Genomic DNA, 18,222 nt, shown 5'->3' with positions numbered 1-18,222 from the left:
CATTGTGCATTCCTGAATAAGTGTAAACCAGTGACACATTTTTGAACGGCGGCTATTCCTAAAAGTGCTTACGGTACGTCGTACCCCAGTGCAGCTTTACGGATACGAAACCATTGTTGACGGGTCATTTTCAGTGCTTCTGCTTCGACAGCTGCCCGTACGCGCTCAATTTTACCTGAGCCGATAATTGGCAGCGGCTGCGACGGTAAACGTAATACCCAGGCGTAAACCACCTGTTCAATCGAGCCCGCGTTTAACTCCTCCGCCACCACAGCCAGTTCATCACGCAGCGGCTGGAAATAATCATCATTAAACAGACGACCACCACCAAGGCAGGACCACGCCATCGGACGAACACGCAGTTGTTGTAGTTGGTCGAGCGTGCCATCCAGCAGTAACGGCTGATGCACCGGGGATATTTCCACCTGATTAGTGGCAAGGGTAAACGGCAGACGTGATTGCAACAGGGCAAATTGCGCAGGCGTAAAGTTCGATACGCCAAAATGACGCACTTTGCCGCTCTGATGCAGATGTTTGAACGCGTCCGCCACTTCATCGGCATCCATTAACGGGTCTGGTCGGTGGATTAACAGCAGATCCAGATGATCGGTCGCGAGATTAATTAGCGACTGTTCGGCGCTCTTAATAATGTGATTGCGGTCAGTGATGTAATGACCAATGACGTTTTCTTCACGCGCGGTCGTCGCGATACCGCATTTACTGACGATTTCCATCCGTTCACGCAGGTGAGGTGCCAGTTTCAGTGCCTCGCCAAACGCCGCTTCGCACTGATAGCCACCATAAATATCAGCATGGTCCACGGTGGTCACGCCGAGATCCAGATGCTCTTCAATAAAACTGACCAGCTGGCGGGCGGACATATTCCAGTCCATCAATCGCCAGTAGCCCATCACAAAACGGGAAAACTCCGGGCCTTGCGGCGCAATAGTAATACGCTGAACCATAATCGCTTCCTCTTATCAGATATGAGAGGAGTATACGCAAGATTAGGTTCAAAAGAGTGATGGTTGCTCCGGTTCGTCTGATGACGCTGGCTTATTTGCGCGTAATTTGCGCATTAATCGCTGCCGACAAAGGCGCAGCACCTCTTGTTTTTCGCCATCGCTCATTTTATTCCAGTTAAAACGCTCATCCCGACTACGAAAACAGCCGCGACAAAACCCGCGTTCGTCAGACTGGCAAATTCCCCGGCACGGGCTCTGGACGGGAAAGAACTCTAATTGCTCCGCCACCTCGCCCTCCTCAGATAAGATTATTACCATTATTGAAGCTGTTAATGTCCAAAGTAGCAACTTTGCTTGCACTAGACCGACCGGTCTACTATACTCCAACGCATGAACAAACACACCGAACATGATACTCGCGAACATCTCTTGGCGACGGGCGAGCAACTTTGCCTGCAACGTGGATTCACCGGGATGGGGCTAAGCGAATTACTAAAAACCGCTGAAGTGCCGAAAGGGTCCTTCTATCACTACTTTCGCTCTAAAGAAGCGTTTGGCGTTGCCATGCTTGAGCGTCATTACGCCGCATATCACCAGCGACTGACTGAGTTGCTGCAATCCGGCGAAGGTAACTACCGCGACCGCATACTGGCTTATTACCAGCAAACACTGAACCAGTTTTGCCAACATGGAACCATCAGTGGTTGCCTGACAGTAAAACTCTCTGCCGAAGTGTGCGATCTGTCAGAAGATATGCGCAGCGCGATGGATAAAGGTGCTCGCGGCGTGATCGCCCTGCTCTCGCAGGCTCTGGAAAATGGCCGTGAGAACCATTGTTTAACCTTTTGTGGCGAACCGCTACAACAGGCACAAGTGCTTTACGCACTATGGCTTGGCGCGAATCTGCAGGCCAAAATTTCGCGCAGTTTCGAGCCACTGGAAAACGCGCTGGCCCATGTAAAAAACATTATTGCGACGCCTGCCGTTTAGCAGGCATTTTTTATCACCAGACGACCGGGAGCCTTTATGTCATCTGAAAAACTGTATTCCCCACTGAAAGTGGGCGCGATCACGGCGGCAAACCGTATTTTTATGGCACCGCTGACGCGTCTGCGCAGTATTGAACCGGGTGACATTCCTACCCCGTTGATGGCGGAATACTATCGCCAACGTGCCAGTGCCGGTTTGATTATTAGTGAAGCCACGCAAATTTCTGCCCAGGCAAAAGGATATGCAGGTGCGCCTGGCATCCATAGTCCGGAGCAAATTGCCGCATGGAAAAAAATCACCGCTGGCGTTCATGCTGAAAATGGTCATATGGCCTTGCAGCTGTGGCACACCGGACGCATTTCTCACGCCAGCCTGCAACCTGGCGGTCAGGCACCGGTAGCGCCTTCAGCACTTAGCGCGGGAACACGTACTTCTCTGCGCGATGAAAATGGTCAGGCGATCCGCGTTGAAACATCCATGCCGCGTGCGCTTGAACTGGAAGAGATTCCGGGTATCGTCAATGATTTCCGTCAGGCCATTGCTAACGCGCGTGAAGCCGGTTTTGATCTGGTAGAGCTCCACTCTGCTCACGGTTATTTGCTGCATCAGTTCCTTTCCCCTTCTTCAAACCATCGTACCGATCAGTACGACGGCAGCGTGGAAAATCGCGCACGTTTGGTACTGGAAGTGGTCGATGCCGGGATTGAAGAATGGGGTGCCGATCGCATTGGCATTCGCGTTTCGCCAATCGGTACTTTCCAGAACACAGATAACGGCCCGAATGAAGAAGCCGATGCACTGTATCTGATTGAACAACTGGGTAAACACGGCATTGCTTATCTGCATATGTCAGAACCAGATTGGGCGGGGGGTGAACCGTATACTGATGCGTTCCGCGAAAAAGTACGCGCCCGTTTCCACGGTCCGATTATCGGCGCAGGTGCATACACAGTAGAAAAAGCTGAAACGCTGATCGGCAAAGGGTTAATTGATGCGGTGGCATTTGGTCGTGACTGGATTGCGAACCCGGATCTGGTCGCCCGCTTGCAGCTCAAAGCTGAGCTTAACCCACAGCGTGCCGAAAGTTTCTACGGTGGCGGCGCGGAAGGCTATACCGATTACCCGACGTTGTAATCCAACATTGCGAGCGGCGTAAAGCCGCCGCTATACTAAAACAACATTTTGAATCTGTTAGCCATTTTGAGGATAAAAAGATGCGTCTTCTTCATACCATGCTGCGCGTTGGCGATTTGCAACGCTCCATCGATTTTTATACCAAAGTGCTGGGCATGAAACTGCTGCGTACCAGCGAAAACCCGGAATACAAATACTCACTGGCGTTTGTTGGCTACGGCCCGGAAACCGAAGAAGCGGTGATTGAACTGACCTACAACTGGGGCGTGGATAAATACGAACTCGGCACTGCTTATGGTCACATCGCGCTTAGCGTAGATAACGCCGCTGAAGCGTGCGAAAAAATCCGTCAAAACGGGGGTAACGTGACCCGTGAAGCGGGTCCGGTAAAAGGCGGTACTACGGTTATCGCGTTTGTGGAAGATCCGGACGGTTACAAAATTGAGTTAATCGAAGAGAAAGACGCCGGTCGCGGTCTGGGCAACTAATCTCCTGCCGGGCGTGAACTCATCGCGCCCGCATCTTTACTGCATCGACAAGTAATATTTGTCATAATGCGCGCTGCAATTTATCCGTATTAAGAGAATCAGATGTCCGATAACGCTCAACTTACCGGTCTGTGCGACCGTTTTCGTGGTTTTTATCCTGTTGTGATCGATGTTGAAACAGCCGGATTTAACGCCAAAACCGATGCGCTGCTTGAGATTGCCGCCATCACCCTGAAAATGGATGAACAAGGCTGGCTGATGCCGGACACCACATTACATTTCCACGTCGAACCATTTGTCGGCGCAAATTTGCAACCAGAAGCCCTCGCCTTCAACGGCATTGACCCGAACGATCCCGATCGCGGCGCGGTCAGCGAATACGAGGCGCTGCACGAAATTTTTAAAGTTGTACGTAAAGGTATTAAAGCGAGCGGCTGTAACCGCGCCATTATGGTGGCGCACAACGCCAATTTTGATCACAGCTTTATGATGGCCGCCGCAGAACGCGCCTCGCTGAAACGTAACCCGTTCCACCCTTTCGCCACTTTTGACACTGCTGCACTGGCCGGGCTGGCACTCGGACAAACCGTATTGTCAAAGGCTTGCCAGACCGCTGGCATGGACTTCGACAGCACCCAGGCGCACTCCGCGCTGTACGACACCGAACGCACTGCTGTGCTGTTTTGTGAAATCGTCAACCGCTGGAAACGTCTGGGAGGCTGGCCGCTACCTGCCGCCGAAGAGGTGTAATCGAGTCGATGCCTGATGACATGCAATGATTCAGGCATCTATAGTGAGGCTATTCCACGCATCAAGCATGATATTCACGGGGAATAGCGTTAATGGCAGATAATCCAGACCCTTCATCGCTCCTGCCGGACGTGTTTTCACCGGCGACCCGCGACTGGTTTCTTCGCGCCTTTAAACAGCCGACCGCTGTCCAGTCGCAAACCTGGCATGTGGCGGCGCGAGGCGAACATGCGCTGGTGATTGCACCGACTGGCTCCGGGAAAACGCTGGCAGCATTTCTCTACGCCCTCGATCGGCTCTTCCGCGAAGGCGGCGAAGATACCCGCGAGGCGCATAAGCGTAAAACCTCACGCATCCTCTATATTTCACCGATAAAAGCCCTGGGCACCGACGTTCAGCGCAACTTGCAGATCCCGTTGAAGGGTATTGCCGATGAACGGCGGCGGCGCGGCGAAACGGAAGTCAATCTTCGCGTAGGGATCCGTACTGGCGATACGCCTGCACAGGAACGCAGCAAACTCACCCGTAATCCGCCGGATATTCTGATCACCACACCCGAATCACTCTATCTGATGCTGACCTCCCGCGCGCGCGAAACGCTACGCGGCGTCGAAACGGTAATTATTGATGAAGTCCACGCGGTAGCGGGCAGTAAACGTGGTGCGCATCTGGCGTTAAGTCTGGAGCGGCTCGATGCGCTGCTCCACACCTCAGCACAGCGAATTGGCCTTTCTGCCACTGTGCGCTCAGCCAGCGATGTGGCAGCATTTCTTGGTGGCGATCGCCCGGTTACGGTAGTCAACCCGCCCGCAATGCGCCATCCGCAGATACGAATTGTCGTACCGGTCGCCAATATGGATGATGTCTCATCGGTCACCAGCGGCACCTGCGAAGACAGCCATGCCGGCCGGGAAGGCTCCATCTGGCCATATATTGAAACGGGTATCCTTGATGAAGTGTTGCGCCATCGCTCGACCATTGTCTTTACTAATTCACGCGGGCTGGCGGAAAAACTGACGGCACGATTAAATGAGCTTTACGCCGCACGCTTACAGCGTTCCCCGTCTATCGCCGTTGATGCGGCCCATTTCGAGTCGACCTCCGGCGCAACCTCTAACCGTGTACAAAGTAGCGACGTTTTTATTGCCCGCTCACACCACGGCTCCGTCTCTAAAGAACAACGAGCAATCACCGAACAGGCGCTGAAATCGGGTGAATTACGCTGCGTGGTCGCAACCTCCAGTCTTGAACTGGGGATTGATATGGGCGCGGTGGATCTGGTGATTCAGGTGGCAACGCCGCTTTCTGTTGCCAGTGGGTTACAACGCATTGGTCGCGCCGGACATCAGGTTGGCGGTGTATCTAAAGGGCTGTTTTTCCCCCGTACCCGGCGTGATTTAGTCGATTCCGCAGTCATTGTAGAGTGTATGTTCGCAGGCAGGCTGGAAAACCTGACACCACCGCATAATCCTCTCGGCGTCCTTGCGCAGCAAACCGTTGCCGCCGCGGCGATGGATGCATTACAGGTAGACGAATGGTACTCCCGCGTACGCCGTGCCGCACCGTGGAAAGATCTGCCAAGACGTGTTTTTGACGCCACGCTGGATATGCTTTCCGGGCGCTATCCCTCTGGCGATTTTTCTGCTTTTCGCCCCAAACTGGTCTGGAACAGGGAGACCGGGATATTGACCGCCCGACCTGGCGCTCAATTGTTGGCGGTTACCAGCGGCGGCACCATTCCGGATCGTGGCATGTATAGCGTGTTATTACCCGAAGGTGAAGAAAAGGCCGGTTCGCGGCGGGTGGGTGAACTGGATGAGGAGATGGTATATGAGTCGCGGGTGAACGACATTATCACTCTCGGCGCTACCTCATGGCGGATCCAGCAAATCACCCGCGATCAGGTGATTGTGACTCCTGCTCCGGGTCGTTCTGCCCGGCTCCCCTTCTGGCGTGGTGAAGGTAACGGACGTCCGGCTGAATTAGGCGAGATGATCGGCGATTTTCTTCATTTACTGGCGGATGGCGCGTTCTTTTCCGGGACTATTCCCCCGTGGCTGGCAGAAGAAAATACGAACGCCAATATTCAGGGGTTGATTGACGAGCAACGCAACGCGACGGGCATCGTTCCGGGGAGTCGCCATCTGGTCCTCGAACGGTGCCGTGATGAAATTGGCGACTGGCGTATTATTTTGCACTCTCCCTATGGAAGACGGGTGCATGAACCCTGGGCGCTGGCGATTGCCGGGCGAATACATGCCCTATGGGGCGCTGACGCGTCTGTGGTCGCCAGTGATGACGGCATTGTTGCGCGCATTCCTGACACTGATGGTAAATTGCCCGACGCCGCGATTTTTTTGTTTGAACCAGAAAAGTTGCTGCAAATTGTCCGCGAGGCGGTAGGCAGCTCGGCACTTTTCGCCGCCCGTTTTCGCGAATGCGCCGCGCGGGCATTATTAATGCCGGGCCGCACGCCGGGCCATCGCACCCCGCTTTGGCAACAACGGCTGCGCGCCAGTCAGTTGCTGGAAATCGCTCAGGGATATCCGGATTTTCCGGTCATTCTCGAAACCCTACGCGAATGTCTGCAAGATGTTTATGATCTTCCCGCACTGGAACGTTTGATGCGTCGCCTGAACGGTGGCGAAATTCAAATATCCGATGTAACGACCACTACGCCCTCGCCTTTCGCCACAAGTTTATTGTTCGGCTATGTCGCGGAATTTATGTACCAGAGCGACGCCCCGCTGGCAGAGCGCCGGGCATCCGTACTGTCGCTGGACAGCGAGTTACTGCGCAATCTACTCGGACAGGTCGATCCGGGGGAATTACTCGACCCGCAGGTCATTCGCCAGGTGGAAGAAGAGTTGCAACGACTGGCTCCTGGCAGAAGAGCGAAAGGTGAAGAAGGATTGTTCGACCTGCTGCGCGAACTGGGGCCAATGACCGTTGAAGACCTGGCGCAACGGCATACAGGCAGCAGTGAAGAGGTTGCGTCGTATCTGGAAAATCTTCTTGCAGTAAAACGAATCTTCCCAGCGATGATTAGCGGACAGGAGCGTCTTGCCTGTATGGATGATGCCGCCAGGCTGCGTGATGCCCTCGGCGTACGACTACCAGAGTCATTGCCAGAGATTTATTTACATAGAGTCAGTTACCCGCTTCGCGACCTCTTTCTGCGCTATCTCCGGGCTCATGCTCTGGTCACGGCTGAACAACTGGCTCATGAGTTTAGTCTCGGTATTGCCATTGTCGAAGAGCAGCTTCAGCAACTGCGTGAACAGGGTCTGGTGATGAATCTGCAACAAGACATCTGGGTGAGCGATGAAGTATTTCGTCGTCTGCGTTTGCGCTCGCTGCAAGCCGCCAGAGAAGCGACGCGTCCCGTTGCAGCCACGACCTATGCGCGATTGCTGCTGGAACGTCAGGGCGTATTACCCGCCACCGATGGTAGCCCAGCGCTCTTTGCCTCAACATCGCCAGGCGTTTATGAGGGCGTAGATGGCGTGATGCGGGTGATCGAACAGCTTGCCGGAGTCGGTTTACCCGCCTCACTCTGGGAAAGCCAGATCCTGCCTGCCCGCGTACGCGACTATTCGCCAGAAATGCTCGATGAATTACTGGCAACCGGAGCGGTTATCTGGTCGGGACAAAAAAAGCTGGGTGAAGATGACGGCCTGGTGGCACTGCATCTACAGAAATATGTCGCAGAATCGTTCACTCCCGCCGAAGCGGATCAGGCGAATCGTTCGGCGCTGCAGCAAGCGATAATCGCTGTTCTGGCTGACGGAGGAGCCTGGTTTGCACAACAAATCAGCCAACGGATACGCGATAAAATCGGCGAATCGGTTGATTCCTCGGCACTGCAAGAGGCGTTATGGGCGCTGGTCTGGCAAGGCGTCATTACCAGCGATATTTGGGCACCGTTACGCGCCCTCACCCGCAGCAGTTCCAACGCACGCACCTCAACTCGCCGCGGGTATCTTACAACACACCAAATCTGGCTGGACGCTGGTCGTTATTGCAGGTGGAGCCACTAAACGATACCGAAAGGATGCTGGCGCTGGCGGAAAATATGCTCGACCGCTACGGCATCATCAGTCGTCAGGCGGTGATAGCCGAAAATATCCCTGGCGGGTTTCCATCGATGCAAACACTTTGTCGAAGTATGGAAGACTCCGGGCGAATTATGCGAGGTCGTTTTGTAGAAGGTCTGGGTGGCGCGCAATTCGCTGAACGTCTGACTATTGACCGATTGCGCGATCTGGCGACACAAGCCACGCAAACACGCCACTATACACCAGTGGCGCTCTCCGCCAACGATCCGGCTAATGTGTGGGGAAATCTTCTGCCCTGGCCTGCACATCCGGCAACGCTGGTACCAACGCGTCGGGCGGGTGCGCTGGTGGTCGTTTCTGGCGGCAAATTGTTACTCTATCTGGCGCAAGGCGGCAAAAAAATGCTGGTCTGGCAGGAAAAGGAGGAATTACTCGCCCCAGAGATTTTCCAGGCGCTGACCACCGCACTGCGTCGCGAACCAAGGCTGCGCTTTACGCTAACAGAAGTGAATGATCTTCCGGTCCGGCAAACGCCGATGTTTACGCTGCTGCGTGAGGCGGGATTTTCAAGTTCGCCACAAGGGCTGGATTGGGGATAGTTGACATCCTCCACGCCCTGAAAGACGTGGTTCCCTGCTACGTTCAAGCTGTCACCTGAATCATTTCGGTGGGTTCCTGCTTCAACGAGCGGCCTGACTGCACCATCTCTCCACAGGCAAGAACGGCGTGCCCCGCCGCTAAAATGTTACGAGCGCCATTTACATCGGCGTTCGCTGTATATCCACATACCTGGCATCTGAATTTACTTTGTGACAGGCGGTTTTCTTTCGCTGTATGACCACAGCACGCGCAACGCTGGCTTGTGTACGCTGGCGGAACAGCAAGCACCTGACCGCCACTCCAGAGCTGCTTGTACTCAAGCTGGCGGCGCATTTCATACCAGCCCTGATCCAGTATCGAACGGTTTAAACCTGATTTTGCCCGGACATTGCGCCCCGGCTGGCTGACCGTACCCGCTGCTGACTTTGACATGTTGCTGACCTTCAAATCCTCAATGACTATCATTGCGTGGTTTTTCCTGACGGTCGTTGTGACTTTGTGAAGGTAGTCCCTGCGGATATTTGCGATACAGGAATGCAGTCGCTGTATTTTGCGTTTCTGCTTCTGCCAGTTGTTGCTGAATTTGACCTTCCGGCTTAACTGTCGCTGAAGTCTCGCCAGCGTCTTCTGGTTTTTTTGAAAACTGTTTACAGGCTCAAAGACTGTGCCATCTGACAGCGTGGCGAGTTTAGCCACGCCAGCATCCAGCCCGATCATTGATGCTGAAGGGTGAACCGGAGTTGATACTTCACTTTCTGTCTGAATACTGATGTACCACGTACCGCAGGACTGGCTGACAGTGACATTTTTCACAACTCCCGTGACCTGACGGCTATTCCGGTAGCGCATCCAGCCAAGTTTCGGCAGAAAAATACGGCTGTTTTCCTGATCGAGCTTAACGCCCTGCGGGTAGCGGAATGCAGCATTCTGTCCCCGCTTTTTGAATCGGGGAAAAGCAGCCCGCTTCTGGAAGAAGTTTTTGTAAGCCCGCTCAAGGTCTTTCAGTGACTGTTGCAATGGCTGTGAGGGCGAATCTTTAAGCCATTGCGTTTCAGTGGCGTTTTTCCACTCAACCAGCCAGGAAGCCATTTTCCCGTAAGGGATGTATTTATTACCGGCCTCATGATTCTCATTCTGAAGCGCCAGAGCACGATTGAAAACGAAACGACATGCGCCTGCGAAGCGCCTCATTTCACGCTCCTGTTGACCACCGGGTCTTAACTGGAATTTAAATGCCTGTAATCGTTTCACAGGTCAAATGATACTTTGGTCTGTGAAAAAAGAAACCGATATCCGGCGTGGAAGGCATTGTGTTTTCCTGATGCATGTTCACCTGGTCTTTGTCACCAAATACCGACGCCAGATTTTTGACCATGACACGACAGAAAAACTACGCACTTACTTTTCAAATGTATGTGCTGATTTTGCAGCTGAACTGGTTGAAATGGATGGCGAACCAGATCACGTCCATTTGTTAATTAACTATCCTCCCAAACTGGCGATATCCAGTCTGGTAAACAGCCTCAAAGGCATATCGAATAGGTTACTGCGACGAGATCGACCAGATATTGCAGTCAGGTATTACTACAAAGGCGTTTTGTGGAGTCCTGGCTATTTTGCCAGTAGCTGCGAAGGTGCGCCAATATCCGTCATCCGCCAATACATTGAACAACAGCAAACACCTGGTCAGGTGGAAAACCGCGCCTTATATCCCCGCCCTGAAGGACGAGGTTTTACGGCGCACCGGATAAAGGACTGACGGATGCCCGTTCGCATCCGTCAGTATTGCAGGACGGATTATTCCGCGTCCGGCTCTTCAGACTTGTATTTAGCGGCAGTTTCTTTGATCAGCTGCTGCAGTTCGCCACGCTGATACATTTCGATCACGATATCACAACCGCCGACCAGCTCGCCGTCAACCCACAGTTGCGGGAAGGTCGGCCAGTTAGCATATTTCGGCAGTTCCGCACGAATGTCCGGATTCTGCAGAATATCAACATAGGCAAAACGTTCGCCACATGCGGCAAGCGCCTGGACTGCCTGGGCAGAGAAACCGCAGCTCGGCAGTTTCGGTGAACCTTTCATGTACAGCAGGATCGGGTTTTCAGCAATCTGGCGTTGGATTTTTTCGATAGTGGTGCTCATTGTCTTGCTTCCTCAAACTTCTTTACGGCAGTAATCTGACATTGTAGCGGGTCAGTGCGGCATCGGAAAATAACATTTTCATCACGCTTTTGCTATTTTATCACTTTGCTCTATTTGTTGCATTTCAAATATTCGTTTCTTCTCTGATGCGCGGCAAACTGGCGTATTTATAACCATTTTTAGCTTTCACTGCTGCATTTTTTTGCGCTCGCCAACGAAACGTATTTTTTAACAATAAAAGCTATTAACTTTCTCTTCTTCTATGCATTAGAATCATCAAGTTTTGTAAATCAGACGCAGGCATGATAGACCTGCCTTAACAGAGGGACGCTCAGTGGCGCGGATAAACCGTATTTCGATCACGCTCTGTGCTTTACTTTTTACCACCCTGCCTTTAACGCCTATGGCCCATGCTTCAAAGCAAGCCAGGGAGAGTTCTGCTACCACTCATATCACCAAAAAAGCAGATAAAAAGAAAAGCACGGCAACCACCAAAAAGACCCAGAAAGCCAGCCAGAAAACAGCGAAAAAAGCCGCCAGTAAAAGTACGACCAAAAGCAAAACCGCTTCTTCCGTTAAAAAATCTTCCATTACCGCTTCTAAAAACGCCAAAACTCGCAGCAAACACGCCGTCAATAAAACGGCCTCAGCCAGCTTTACCGAAAAGTGTACCAAACGTAAGGGCTATAAATCGCATTGTGTGAAAGTCAAAAATGCCGCGTCAGGAACCCTTGTCGACGCGCACAAAGCGAAGGTGCAAAAAGCCACGAAAGTGGCAATGAATAAACTGATGCAGCAAATTGGTAAGCCATATCGTTGGGGCGGCAGCTCACCGCGTACCGGTTTTGATTGCAGCGGCCTGGTTTATTACGCTTATAAAGATTTGGTGAAAATTCGTATTCCGCGTACGGCGAATGAAATGTATCACCTGCGTGATGCAGGACCTATCGAACGTAGTGAGCTGAAAAACGGCGACCTGGTCTTTTTCCGTACTCAGGGACGCGGTACAGCCGATCATGTCGGCGTGTATGTCGGCAACGGCAAATTTATTCAGTCACCGCGCACAGGTCAGGAAATTCAAATCACTTCTCTCAGTGAAGACTACTGGCAGCGCCACTATGTTGGCGCTCGTCGGGTAATGACCCCAAAAACACTTCGCTAAAACTTTACCCTGTTGTTACGGCAACAGGGTAAGTTCATCTTTTGTCTCACCTTTTAATTTGCTACCCTATCCATACGCACAATAAGGCTATTGTACGTATGCAAATTAATAATAAAGGAGAGTAGCAATGTCATTCGAATTACCTGCACTACCATATGCTAAAGATGCTCTGGCACCGCACATTTCTGCGGAAACTATCGAGTATCACTACGGCAAGCATCATCAGACTTATGTCACTAACCTGAACAACCTGATTAAAGGTACCGCGTTTGAAGGTAAATCACTGGAAGAGATTATTCGCAGCTCTGAAGGTGGCGTATTCAACAACGCAGCTCAGGTCTGGAACCATACTTTCTACTGGAACTGCCTGGCACCGAACGCCGGTGGCGAACCGACTGGAAAAGTCGCTGAAGCTATCGCCGCATCTTTTGGCAGCTTTGCCGATTTCAAAGCGCAGTTTACTGATGCAGCGATCAAAAACTTTGGTTCTGGCTGGACCTGGCTGGTGAAAAACAGCGATGGCAAACTGGCTATCGTTTCAACCTCTAACGCGGGTACTCCGCTGACCACCGATGCGACTCCGCTGCTGACCGTTGATGTCTGGGAACACGCTTATTACATCGACTATCGCAATGCACGTCCTGGCTATCTGGAGCACTTCTGGGCGCTGGTGAACTGGGAATTCGTAGCGAAAAATCTCGCTGCATAATAACTGATGGCAAATGCAGCATTGCCTGATGCGCTTCGCTTACCATGCCAACGCGGATGAGGCGTTAACAGCGCATGCGGCAAGATAAATCGCACGTTGTCAGCAACTGTAACGCAGAAGGTTATCCTTCTGCGTTTTTGTTTAATTAGCTGTTAGCAACGCAAACTGTTTCAGGTTGTTTTCTGGCTGACATAAACACCAGCAATAATGCCAGTCCCGCGACAATCGCCCCCGTCACCGGCACAAAGCTGTATCCCAGCCCAGCGGAAATTACCGCACCACCAGCAGCTGCTCCCAGCGCATTTCCAAGATTAAAGGCACCAATATTGACTGATGAAGACAGACCTGGCGCTTCACTGGCGACATGCATCACGCGCATCTGTAACGGAGGTACAACCGCAAAGGTTGCTGCGCCCCACACCACCATGCTAATAGCTGCGCCGAACTCATTGCGGGCCAGGAACGGGATTGCCAGCATAATCACCATCAGCAGCAACAAAAAGCCTTTCAACGTGCCGTTAACTGAACGATCTGCCAGTTTGCCGCCGAGATAGTTACCGATAGAGAATCCGACACCAATCAGCACCAGCATTGCCGTGACGAACACCGGTGTTGCGTGGGTAATACTTTGCAGTACCGGAGAGATATAGGTGTAGAGGGTAAACATTGCACCAGCTCCCAGTACCGTCGTCAGCAATGCAGACAGCACCTGCGGACGCATTAATACCGCCAGCTCTTTTTTCACTTCAGGTCGTGCCCCTGTACCACCTTTAGGTAATGAGAAGAACAGACTTACCATTGAAATCACTCTCAGCCCCGCCGTTGCCAGAAATGACATCCGCCAGCCGATGGTTTCACCCAACCAGGTCGCCGCCGGCACGCCACCGATATTTGCCAGGGTTAACCCCATAAACATAGTGGCAACTGCGCTGGCCTGTTTATGTTTTGGCACCACGCTTGCGGCCACGACTGAACCCAAACCAAAAAATGCTCCGTGATTCAGGCTGGTCAAAATACGTGAAAGCATCAGGGTCATATAATCCGGCGCGATGGCGGAAAGAACGTTGCCTAGCGTGAAAATTGCCATCAGGAAAATCAACGCACTGCGGCGGGCACGATGAGAAAGTAGAAGCGTCATCAGCGGCGCGCCCACCATTACGCCAACTGCATAGGCACTGATTAACATTCCGGCAGCGGGAATCGAGACATCCACACCGCGCGCAATGACGGGCAACAAGCCCATTGGCGAGAACTCCGTTGTCCCGATACCAAACGCGCCAATCGCCAGCGCCAGCGCCAGCAACGGATAGTTAATTTTCATGCCTTATCTCCACCTCTTCGCGTCATTACGCGATATTAATTAAAGTGGCGAAAGCATGACAGCAATCACAAAAAAATGAAAATAACAAAAAGAGAAAACACTTTTGCCATTTTGCTAACAAACAGGAAGGAGATGCGAGGGAGAACGCGCTCCCTCGAGAGGAAATCAGTGCAGCGCGGCAGTCAAACCCACGGCTACGATCAAACCGAGGACGATAATCGTTGTTACCAGTGAAAATTTAAGGTCGGTGCTCATCAAGTTTTCTCCTTTTTTATTACCACACAAAAAGTGATATTACGCATTTTTACACACTGTGATGAAAAAATCTCCCGTCATTTATAATGATAAGTGTTTTTACCACTTCCCCTTTTCGTCAAGATCGGCCAAAATTCCACGCTTACACTATTTGCGTACTGGCCATTGACCCCTTCCTGACGCTCCGTGTCGTTTTTCCGGCGTACCGCAACACTTTTGTTGTGCGTAAGGTGTGTAAAGGCAAACGTTTACCTTGCGATTTTGCAGGAGCTGAAGTTAGGGTCTGGAGTGAAATGGAATGGCAACAATAAAAGATGTAGCGAAACGAGCAAACGTTTCCACTACAACTGTGTCACACGTGATCAACAAAACACGTTTCGTCGCTGAAGAAACGCGCAACGCCGTGTGGGCAGCGATTAAAGAATTACACTACTCCCCTAGCGCGGTGGCGCGTAGCCTGAAGGTTAACCACACCAAGTCTATCGGTTTGCTGGCGACCAGCAGCGAAGCGGCCTATTTTGCCGAGATCATTGAAGCAGTTGAAAAAAATTGCTTCCAGAAAGGTTACACCCTGATTCTGGGTAATGCGTGGAACAATCTTGAGAAACAGCGGGCTTATCTGTCGATGATGGCGCAAAAACGCGTCGATGGTCTGCTGGTGATGTGTTCTGAGTACCCAGAGCCGTTGCTGGCGATGCTGGAAGAGTATCGCCATATCCCAATGGTGGTGATGGACTGGGGTGAAGCAAAAGCTGACTTCACCGATGCGGTCATTGATAACGCGTTCGAAGGCGGCTACATGGCCGGGCGTTATCTGATTGAACGCGGTCACCGCGAAATCGGCGTCATCCCCGGCCCGCTGGAACGTAACACCGGCGCAGGCCGCCTTGCCGGTTTTATGAAGGCGATGGAAGAAGCGATGATCAAGGTGCCGGAAAGCTGGATTGTGCAGGGTGACTTTGAACCTGAATCCGGTTATCGCGCCATGCAGCAAATCCTGTCGCAGCCGCATCGCCCTACTGCCGTCTTCTGTGGTGGCGATATCATGGCAATGGGCGCACTTTGTGCTGCTGATGAAATGGGCCTGCGCGTCCCGCAGGATGTTTCGCTGATCGGTTATGATAACGTGCGCAACGCGCGCTATTTTACGCCGGCGCTGACCACGATCCATCAGCCAAAAGATTCGCTGGGTGAAACAGCGTTCAACATGCTGTTGGATCGTATCGTCAACAAACGTGAAGAACCGCAGTCCATTGAAGTGCATCCGCGTTTGATTGAACGCCGCTCCGTGGCTGACGGCCCGTTCCGCGACTATCGTCGTTAATCACCCGTTGCGGGAGTCTCTTCCGGCTCCCGCAGCCACTCCTTATTCAGCGTCTCACTATCGCCGAGATACTCAAGCAGCCAGGTTAACGCAGGCGACATATCATTTTGCTGCCATGTCAGACAACATGCCGAATCCGGGAAGGGGTTTTCCAGTTCAAGTGCTACCCACTTCCCCTCATTAAGCCACGGTTTGGCGAAATGTGTTGGCACCATCCCTATGCATAATCCTGCCGAGATACAGGTTGCCGATGATTCCCAGTCAGGTACGACAAGTCTTTTTTGGTTATCCAGCAACCAGGTAATACGTTTAGGTAGCGTTCGCGAGGTGTCTTCGCGCACCAACGACGGCCAGTTGCGCAACGTATCATCACTGAACGGGCCATCCATCAACGCCAGCGGGTGGTGACTGGCAACAACGCAACTCCAGCTTAGCATCCCCATATCCCGGAAGGCATAACGACCGCCTACCGGAATCGCGCGTGTTGCGCCAATTGCCAGTTCCACGCGCCCGTCGGAAAGCGCATCCCAGACACCGTTGAACACTTCCTGAAAGACAAGAAGTTCGACATCATCAAAATGGCGATAAAAATCAACGATCATCTGCCGTGTACGTTCTGGCCTGACAATATTATCCACTGCGATAGCTAACTGACCGCGCCAGCCGTTCGCTATCTGCTGACATTGCTGGCGGGTGATCTGCATTTTTTTGACAACAGAGCGCCCTTCTTTGAGAAACCACGCTCCAGCAGCGGTCAGCTCCACATCACGGTGCCGTCGCTCAAAGAGCGGTACCGCCAGCCACTCTTCCAGCTGACGCACGGTATAGCTGACCGCAGAAGGAACGCGATGCAGCTCCTGTGCCGCAGCGCTAAAACTACCATTACGCGCTACCGCATCAACAACTTCGAGTGAATATTCTGACCACATAGTCTGCCTGCAAAATTTTTGAAACCAGTCATCAAATATTACCGTTTCACAACACTAATTTCACTCCCTACACTTTGCGGCGGTGTTTAATTGAGAGATTTAGAGAATATACATGCAACCTAGGAAAAGATTTTTAGTCTGGCTGGCGGGTTTGAGCGTACTCGGTTTTCTGGCAACCGATATGTATCTGCCTGCTTTCGCCGCCATACAGGCCGACCTGCAAACGCCTGCGTCTGCTGTCAGTGCCAGCCTTAGTCTGTTCCTTGCCGGTTTTGCCGCAGCCCAGCTTCTGTGGGGGCCACTCTCCGACCGTTATGGTCGTAAACCGGTGTTATTAATCGGCCTGACAATTTTTGCGTTAGGTAGTCTGGGGATGCTGTGGGTAGAAAACGCCGCCACGCTGCTGGTATTGCGTTTTGTACAGGCTGTGGGGGTCTGCGCCGCGGCGGTTATCTGGCAAGCATTAGTGACAGATTATTATCCTTCACAGAAAGTCAACCGTATTTTTGCGACCATCATGCCGCTGGTGGGTCTGTCTCCGGCACTGGCTCCCCTGTTAGGAAGCTGGCTGCTGGTCCATTTTTCCTGGCAGGCGATTTTTGCCACCCTGTTTGCCATTACCGTGGTGCTGATTCTGCCTATTTTCTGGCTCAAACCCACGACGAAGGCCCGTAACAATAGTCAGGATGGTCTGACCTTTACCGACCTGCTACGTTCTAAAACCTATCGCGGCAACGTGCTGATATACGCAGCCTGTTCAGCCAGTTTTTTTGCATGGCTGACCGGTTCACCGTTCATCCTTAGTGAAATGGGCTACAGCCCGGCAGTTATTGGTTTAAGTTATGTCCCGCAAACTATCGCGTTTCTGATTGGTGGTTATGGCTGTCGCGCCGCACTGCAGAAATGGCAAGGCAAGCAGTTATTACCGTGGTTGCTGGTGCTGTTTGCTGTCAGCGTCATTGCGACCTGGGCTGCGGGCTTCATTAGCCATGTGTCGCTGGTCGAAATCCTGATCCCATTCTGTGTGATGGCGATTGCCAATGGCGCGATCTACCCTATTGTTGTCGCCCAGGCGCTGCGTCCCTTCCCACATGCAACCGGTCGCGCCGCAGCGTTGCAGAACACTCTGCAACTGGGTCTGTGCTTCCTCGCAAGTCTGGTAGTTTCCTGGCTTATTAGTATCAGCACGCCATTGCTCACCACCACCAGCGTGATGTTATCAACAGTAGTGCTGGTCGCTCTGGGTTACATGATGCAACGTTGTGAAGAAGTTGACTGCCCGAATCATGGCAATGCCGAAGTCGCTCATAGCGAATCACACTGATCTATATCGATATACTTATACTTAGGCTGCTAACAAAATTTTGTTGTATGATTGAAATTAGCGGCCTA

At 52.3% G+C, this 18,222-nt stretch carries 15 protein-coding genes and 2 pseudogenes; 10 read left to right on the top strand and 7 right to left on the bottom strand.

What is annotated here, in order from left to right:
* Positions 1–68: 68 nt before the first annotated feature.
* Positions 69–965 (bottom strand): aldo/keto reductase, encoded by an 897-nt coding sequence (locus ACUU1M_RS00330; RefSeq protein ID WP_000250669.1) that lies wholly within the window; start codon positions 963–965, stop codon positions 69–71.
* 48 nt (positions 966–1,013) lie between these two features.
* Positions 1,014–1,253 (bottom strand): DUF1289 domain-containing protein, encoded by a 240-nt coding sequence (locus ACUU1M_RS00325; RefSeq protein WP_000840481.1) that lies wholly within the window; start codon positions 1,251–1,253, stop codon positions 1,014–1,016.
* A 102-nt stretch (positions 1,254–1,355) separates the two neighbouring features.
* On the opposite strand from ACUU1M_RS00325, the gene nemR reads away from it, so the two are divergent.
* From nemR to ACUU1M_RS00300, 5 genes and pseudogenes are all read left to right on the top strand, one after another.
* The gene (gene nemR, locus ACUU1M_RS00320; protein ID WP_001032936.1) at positions 1,356–1,955 is read left to right on the top strand and encodes a DNA-binding transcriptional regulator NemR; all 600 of its coding nucleotides are present in this window, start codon (positions 1,356–1,358) and stop codon (positions 1,953–1,955) included.
* Between the two features lie 36 nt (positions 1,956–1,991).
* Positions 1,992–3,089, top strand: a complete 1,098-nt coding sequence (gene nemA / locus ACUU1M_RS00315; RefSeq protein ID WP_134799674.1) for an N-ethylmaleimide reductase — start codon at positions 1,992–1,994, stop codon at positions 3,087–3,089.
* Between the two features lie 80 nt (positions 3,090–3,169).
* Positions 3,170–3,577: a lactoylglutathione lyase gene (gloA, locus tag ACUU1M_RS00310; protein WP_001237796.1), complete on the top strand. Its 408-nt coding sequence runs from the start codon at positions 3,170–3,172 to the stop codon at positions 3,575–3,577.
* Positions 3,578–3,679: 102 nt separating this feature from the next.
* The gene (gene rnt / locus ACUU1M_RS00305) at positions 3,680–4,327 is read left to right on the top strand and encodes a ribonuclease T (protein ID WP_001282281.1); all 648 of its coding nucleotides are present in this window, start codon (positions 3,680–3,682) and stop codon (positions 4,325–4,327) included.
* A 92-nt stretch (positions 4,328–4,419) separates the two neighbouring features.
* Positions 4,420–8,984: pseudogene (locus ACUU1M_RS00300) on the top strand (ATP-dependent helicase).
* 43 nt (positions 8,985–9,027) lie between these two features.
* On the opposite strand, the gene ACUU1M_RS00295 reads toward ACUU1M_RS00300, so the two are convergent.
* A complete protein-coding gene (locus ACUU1M_RS00295; protein ID WP_000826442.1) occupies positions 9,028–10,236 on the bottom strand; it encodes an RNA-guided endonuclease InsQ/TnpB family protein in 1,209 nt (402 codons plus the stop codon).
* 7 nt (positions 10,237–10,243) lie between these two features.
* On the opposite strand from ACUU1M_RS00295, the pseudogene tnpA reads away from it, so the two are divergent.
* Positions 10,244–10,669, top strand: a pseudogene (gene tnpA, locus ACUU1M_RS00290) (IS200/IS605 family transposase); the annotation flags it as partial.
* Positions 10,670–10,782: 113 nt separating this feature from the next.
* On the opposite strand, the gene grxD reads toward tnpA, so the two are convergent.
* Positions 10,783–11,130 (bottom strand): monothiol glutaredoxin 4, encoded by a 348-nt coding sequence (gene grxD / locus ACUU1M_RS00285; protein WP_000108172.1) that lies wholly within the window; start codon positions 11,128–11,130, stop codon positions 10,783–10,785.
* A 334-nt stretch (positions 11,131–11,464) separates the two neighbouring features.
* Here grxD and mepH point away from each other — a divergent pair, with 334 nt between their 5' ends.
* Together mepH and sodB are read left to right on the top strand one after the other, a co-directional pair.
* The gene (mepH, locus tag ACUU1M_RS00280) at positions 11,465–12,292 is read left to right on the top strand and encodes a peptidoglycan DD-endopeptidase MepH (RefSeq protein ID WP_000101185.1); all 828 of its coding nucleotides are present in this window, start codon (positions 11,465–11,467) and stop codon (positions 12,290–12,292) included.
* 127 nt (positions 12,293–12,419) lie between these two features.
* Complete coding sequence (gene sodB, locus ACUU1M_RS00275; RefSeq protein WP_000007283.1) at positions 12,420–13,001, top strand: superoxide dismutase [Fe]; 582 nt, start codon at positions 12,420–12,422, stop codon at positions 12,999–13,001.
* A gap of 145 nt (positions 13,002–13,146) precedes the next feature.
* Here the strand turns inward: sodB and ACUU1M_RS00270 are convergent, their stop codons facing one another.
* Together ACUU1M_RS00270 and cydH are read right to left on the bottom strand one after the other, a co-directional pair.
* Entirely contained in the window at positions 13,147–14,322 is a 1,176-nt protein-coding gene (locus ACUU1M_RS00270) for an MFS transporter (protein WP_152028863.1), read from the bottom strand.
* Positions 14,323–14,487: 165 nt separating this feature from the next.
* Positions 14,488–14,577 carry a cytochrome bd-I accessory subunit CydH gene (gene cydH / locus ACUU1M_RS00265; protein ID WP_000102278.1) on the bottom strand — a complete coding sequence of 30 codons (90 nt, stop codon included), beginning with the start codon at positions 14,575–14,577 and terminating at the stop codon, positions 14,488–14,490.
* A gap of 298 nt (positions 14,578–14,875) precedes the next feature.
* Here cydH and purR point away from each other — a divergent pair, with 298 nt between their 5' ends.
* Positions 14,876–15,901 (top strand): HTH-type transcriptional repressor PurR, encoded by a 1,026-nt coding sequence (gene purR, locus ACUU1M_RS00260; protein ID WP_000190982.1) that lies wholly within the window; start codon positions 14,876–14,878, stop codon positions 15,899–15,901.
* Here the strand turns inward: purR and punR are convergent.
* Positions 15,898–16,830: a DNA-binding transcriptional activator PunR gene (punR, locus tag ACUU1M_RS00255; RefSeq protein WP_000269493.1), complete on the bottom strand. Its 933-nt coding sequence runs from the start codon at positions 16,828–16,830 to the stop codon at positions 15,898–15,900. The two genes, purR and punR, sit on opposite strands and share 4 nt — an antisense overlap.
* 112 nt (positions 16,831–16,942) lie before the next feature.
* Between punR and punC the strand changes: the two genes are divergently transcribed.
* Positions 16,943–18,154: a purine nucleoside transporter PunC gene (punC, locus tag ACUU1M_RS00250; RefSeq protein ID WP_152028862.1), complete on the top strand. Its 1,212-nt coding sequence runs from the start codon at positions 16,943–16,945 to the stop codon at positions 18,152–18,154.
* The last annotated feature ends 68 nt before the right edge of the window (positions 18,155–18,222 follow it).

The sequence above is a fragment of the Shigella sp. SIG6 genome, from assembly GCF_053555815.1.
Note: the sequence above shows the minus strand (reverse complement) of the source record. Positions and strands in the feature narration are given on the sequence as shown.

What these genes read in the sequence shown, in the direction of transcription:
- punC (WP_152028862.1), top strand. Translation starts at nt 16,943, where the DNA reads ATGCAACCTAGGAAAAGATTTTTAGTCTGGCTGGCGGGTTTGAGCGTA.
- sodB (WP_000007283.1), top strand. Translation starts at nt 12,420, where the DNA reads ATGTCATTCGAATTACCTGCACTACCATATGCTAAAGATGCTCTGGCA.
- rnt (WP_001282281.1), top strand. Translation starts at nt 3,680, where the DNA reads ATGTCCGATAACGCTCAACTTACCGGTCTGTGCGACCGTTTTCGTGGT.
- punR (WP_000269493.1), bottom strand. Translation starts at nt 16,830, where the DNA reads ATGTGGTCAGAATATTCACTCGAAGTTGTTGATGCGGTAGCGCGTAAT.
- nemA (WP_134799674.1), top strand. Translation starts at nt 1,992, where the DNA reads ATGTCATCTGAAAAACTGTATTCCCCACTGAAAGTGGGCGCGATCACG.
- cydH (WP_000102278.1), bottom strand. Translation starts at nt 14,577, where the DNA reads ATGAGCACCGACCTTAAATTTTCACTGGTAACAACGATTATCGTCCTC.
- nemR (WP_001032936.1), top strand. Translation starts at nt 1,356, where the DNA reads ATGAACAAACACACCGAACATGATACTCGCGAACATCTCTTGGCGACG.
- gloA (WP_001237796.1), top strand. Translation starts at nt 3,170, where the DNA reads ATGCGTCTTCTTCATACCATGCTGCGCGTTGGCGATTTGCAACGCTCC.
- ACUU1M_RS00330 (WP_000250669.1), bottom strand. Translation starts at nt 965, where the DNA reads ATGGTTCAGCGTATTACTATTGCGCCGCAAGGCCCGGAGTTTTCCCGT.
- ACUU1M_RS00270 (WP_152028863.1), bottom strand. Translation starts at nt 14,322, where the DNA reads ATGAAAATTAACTATCCGTTGCTGGCGCTGGCGCTGGCGATTGGCGCG.
- grxD (WP_000108172.1), bottom strand. Translation starts at nt 11,130, where the DNA reads ATGAGCACCACTATCGAAAAAATCCAACGCCAGATTGCTGAAAACCCG.
- purR (WP_000190982.1), top strand. Translation starts at nt 14,876, where the DNA reads ATGGCAACAATAAAAGATGTAGCGAAACGAGCAAACGTTTCCACTACA.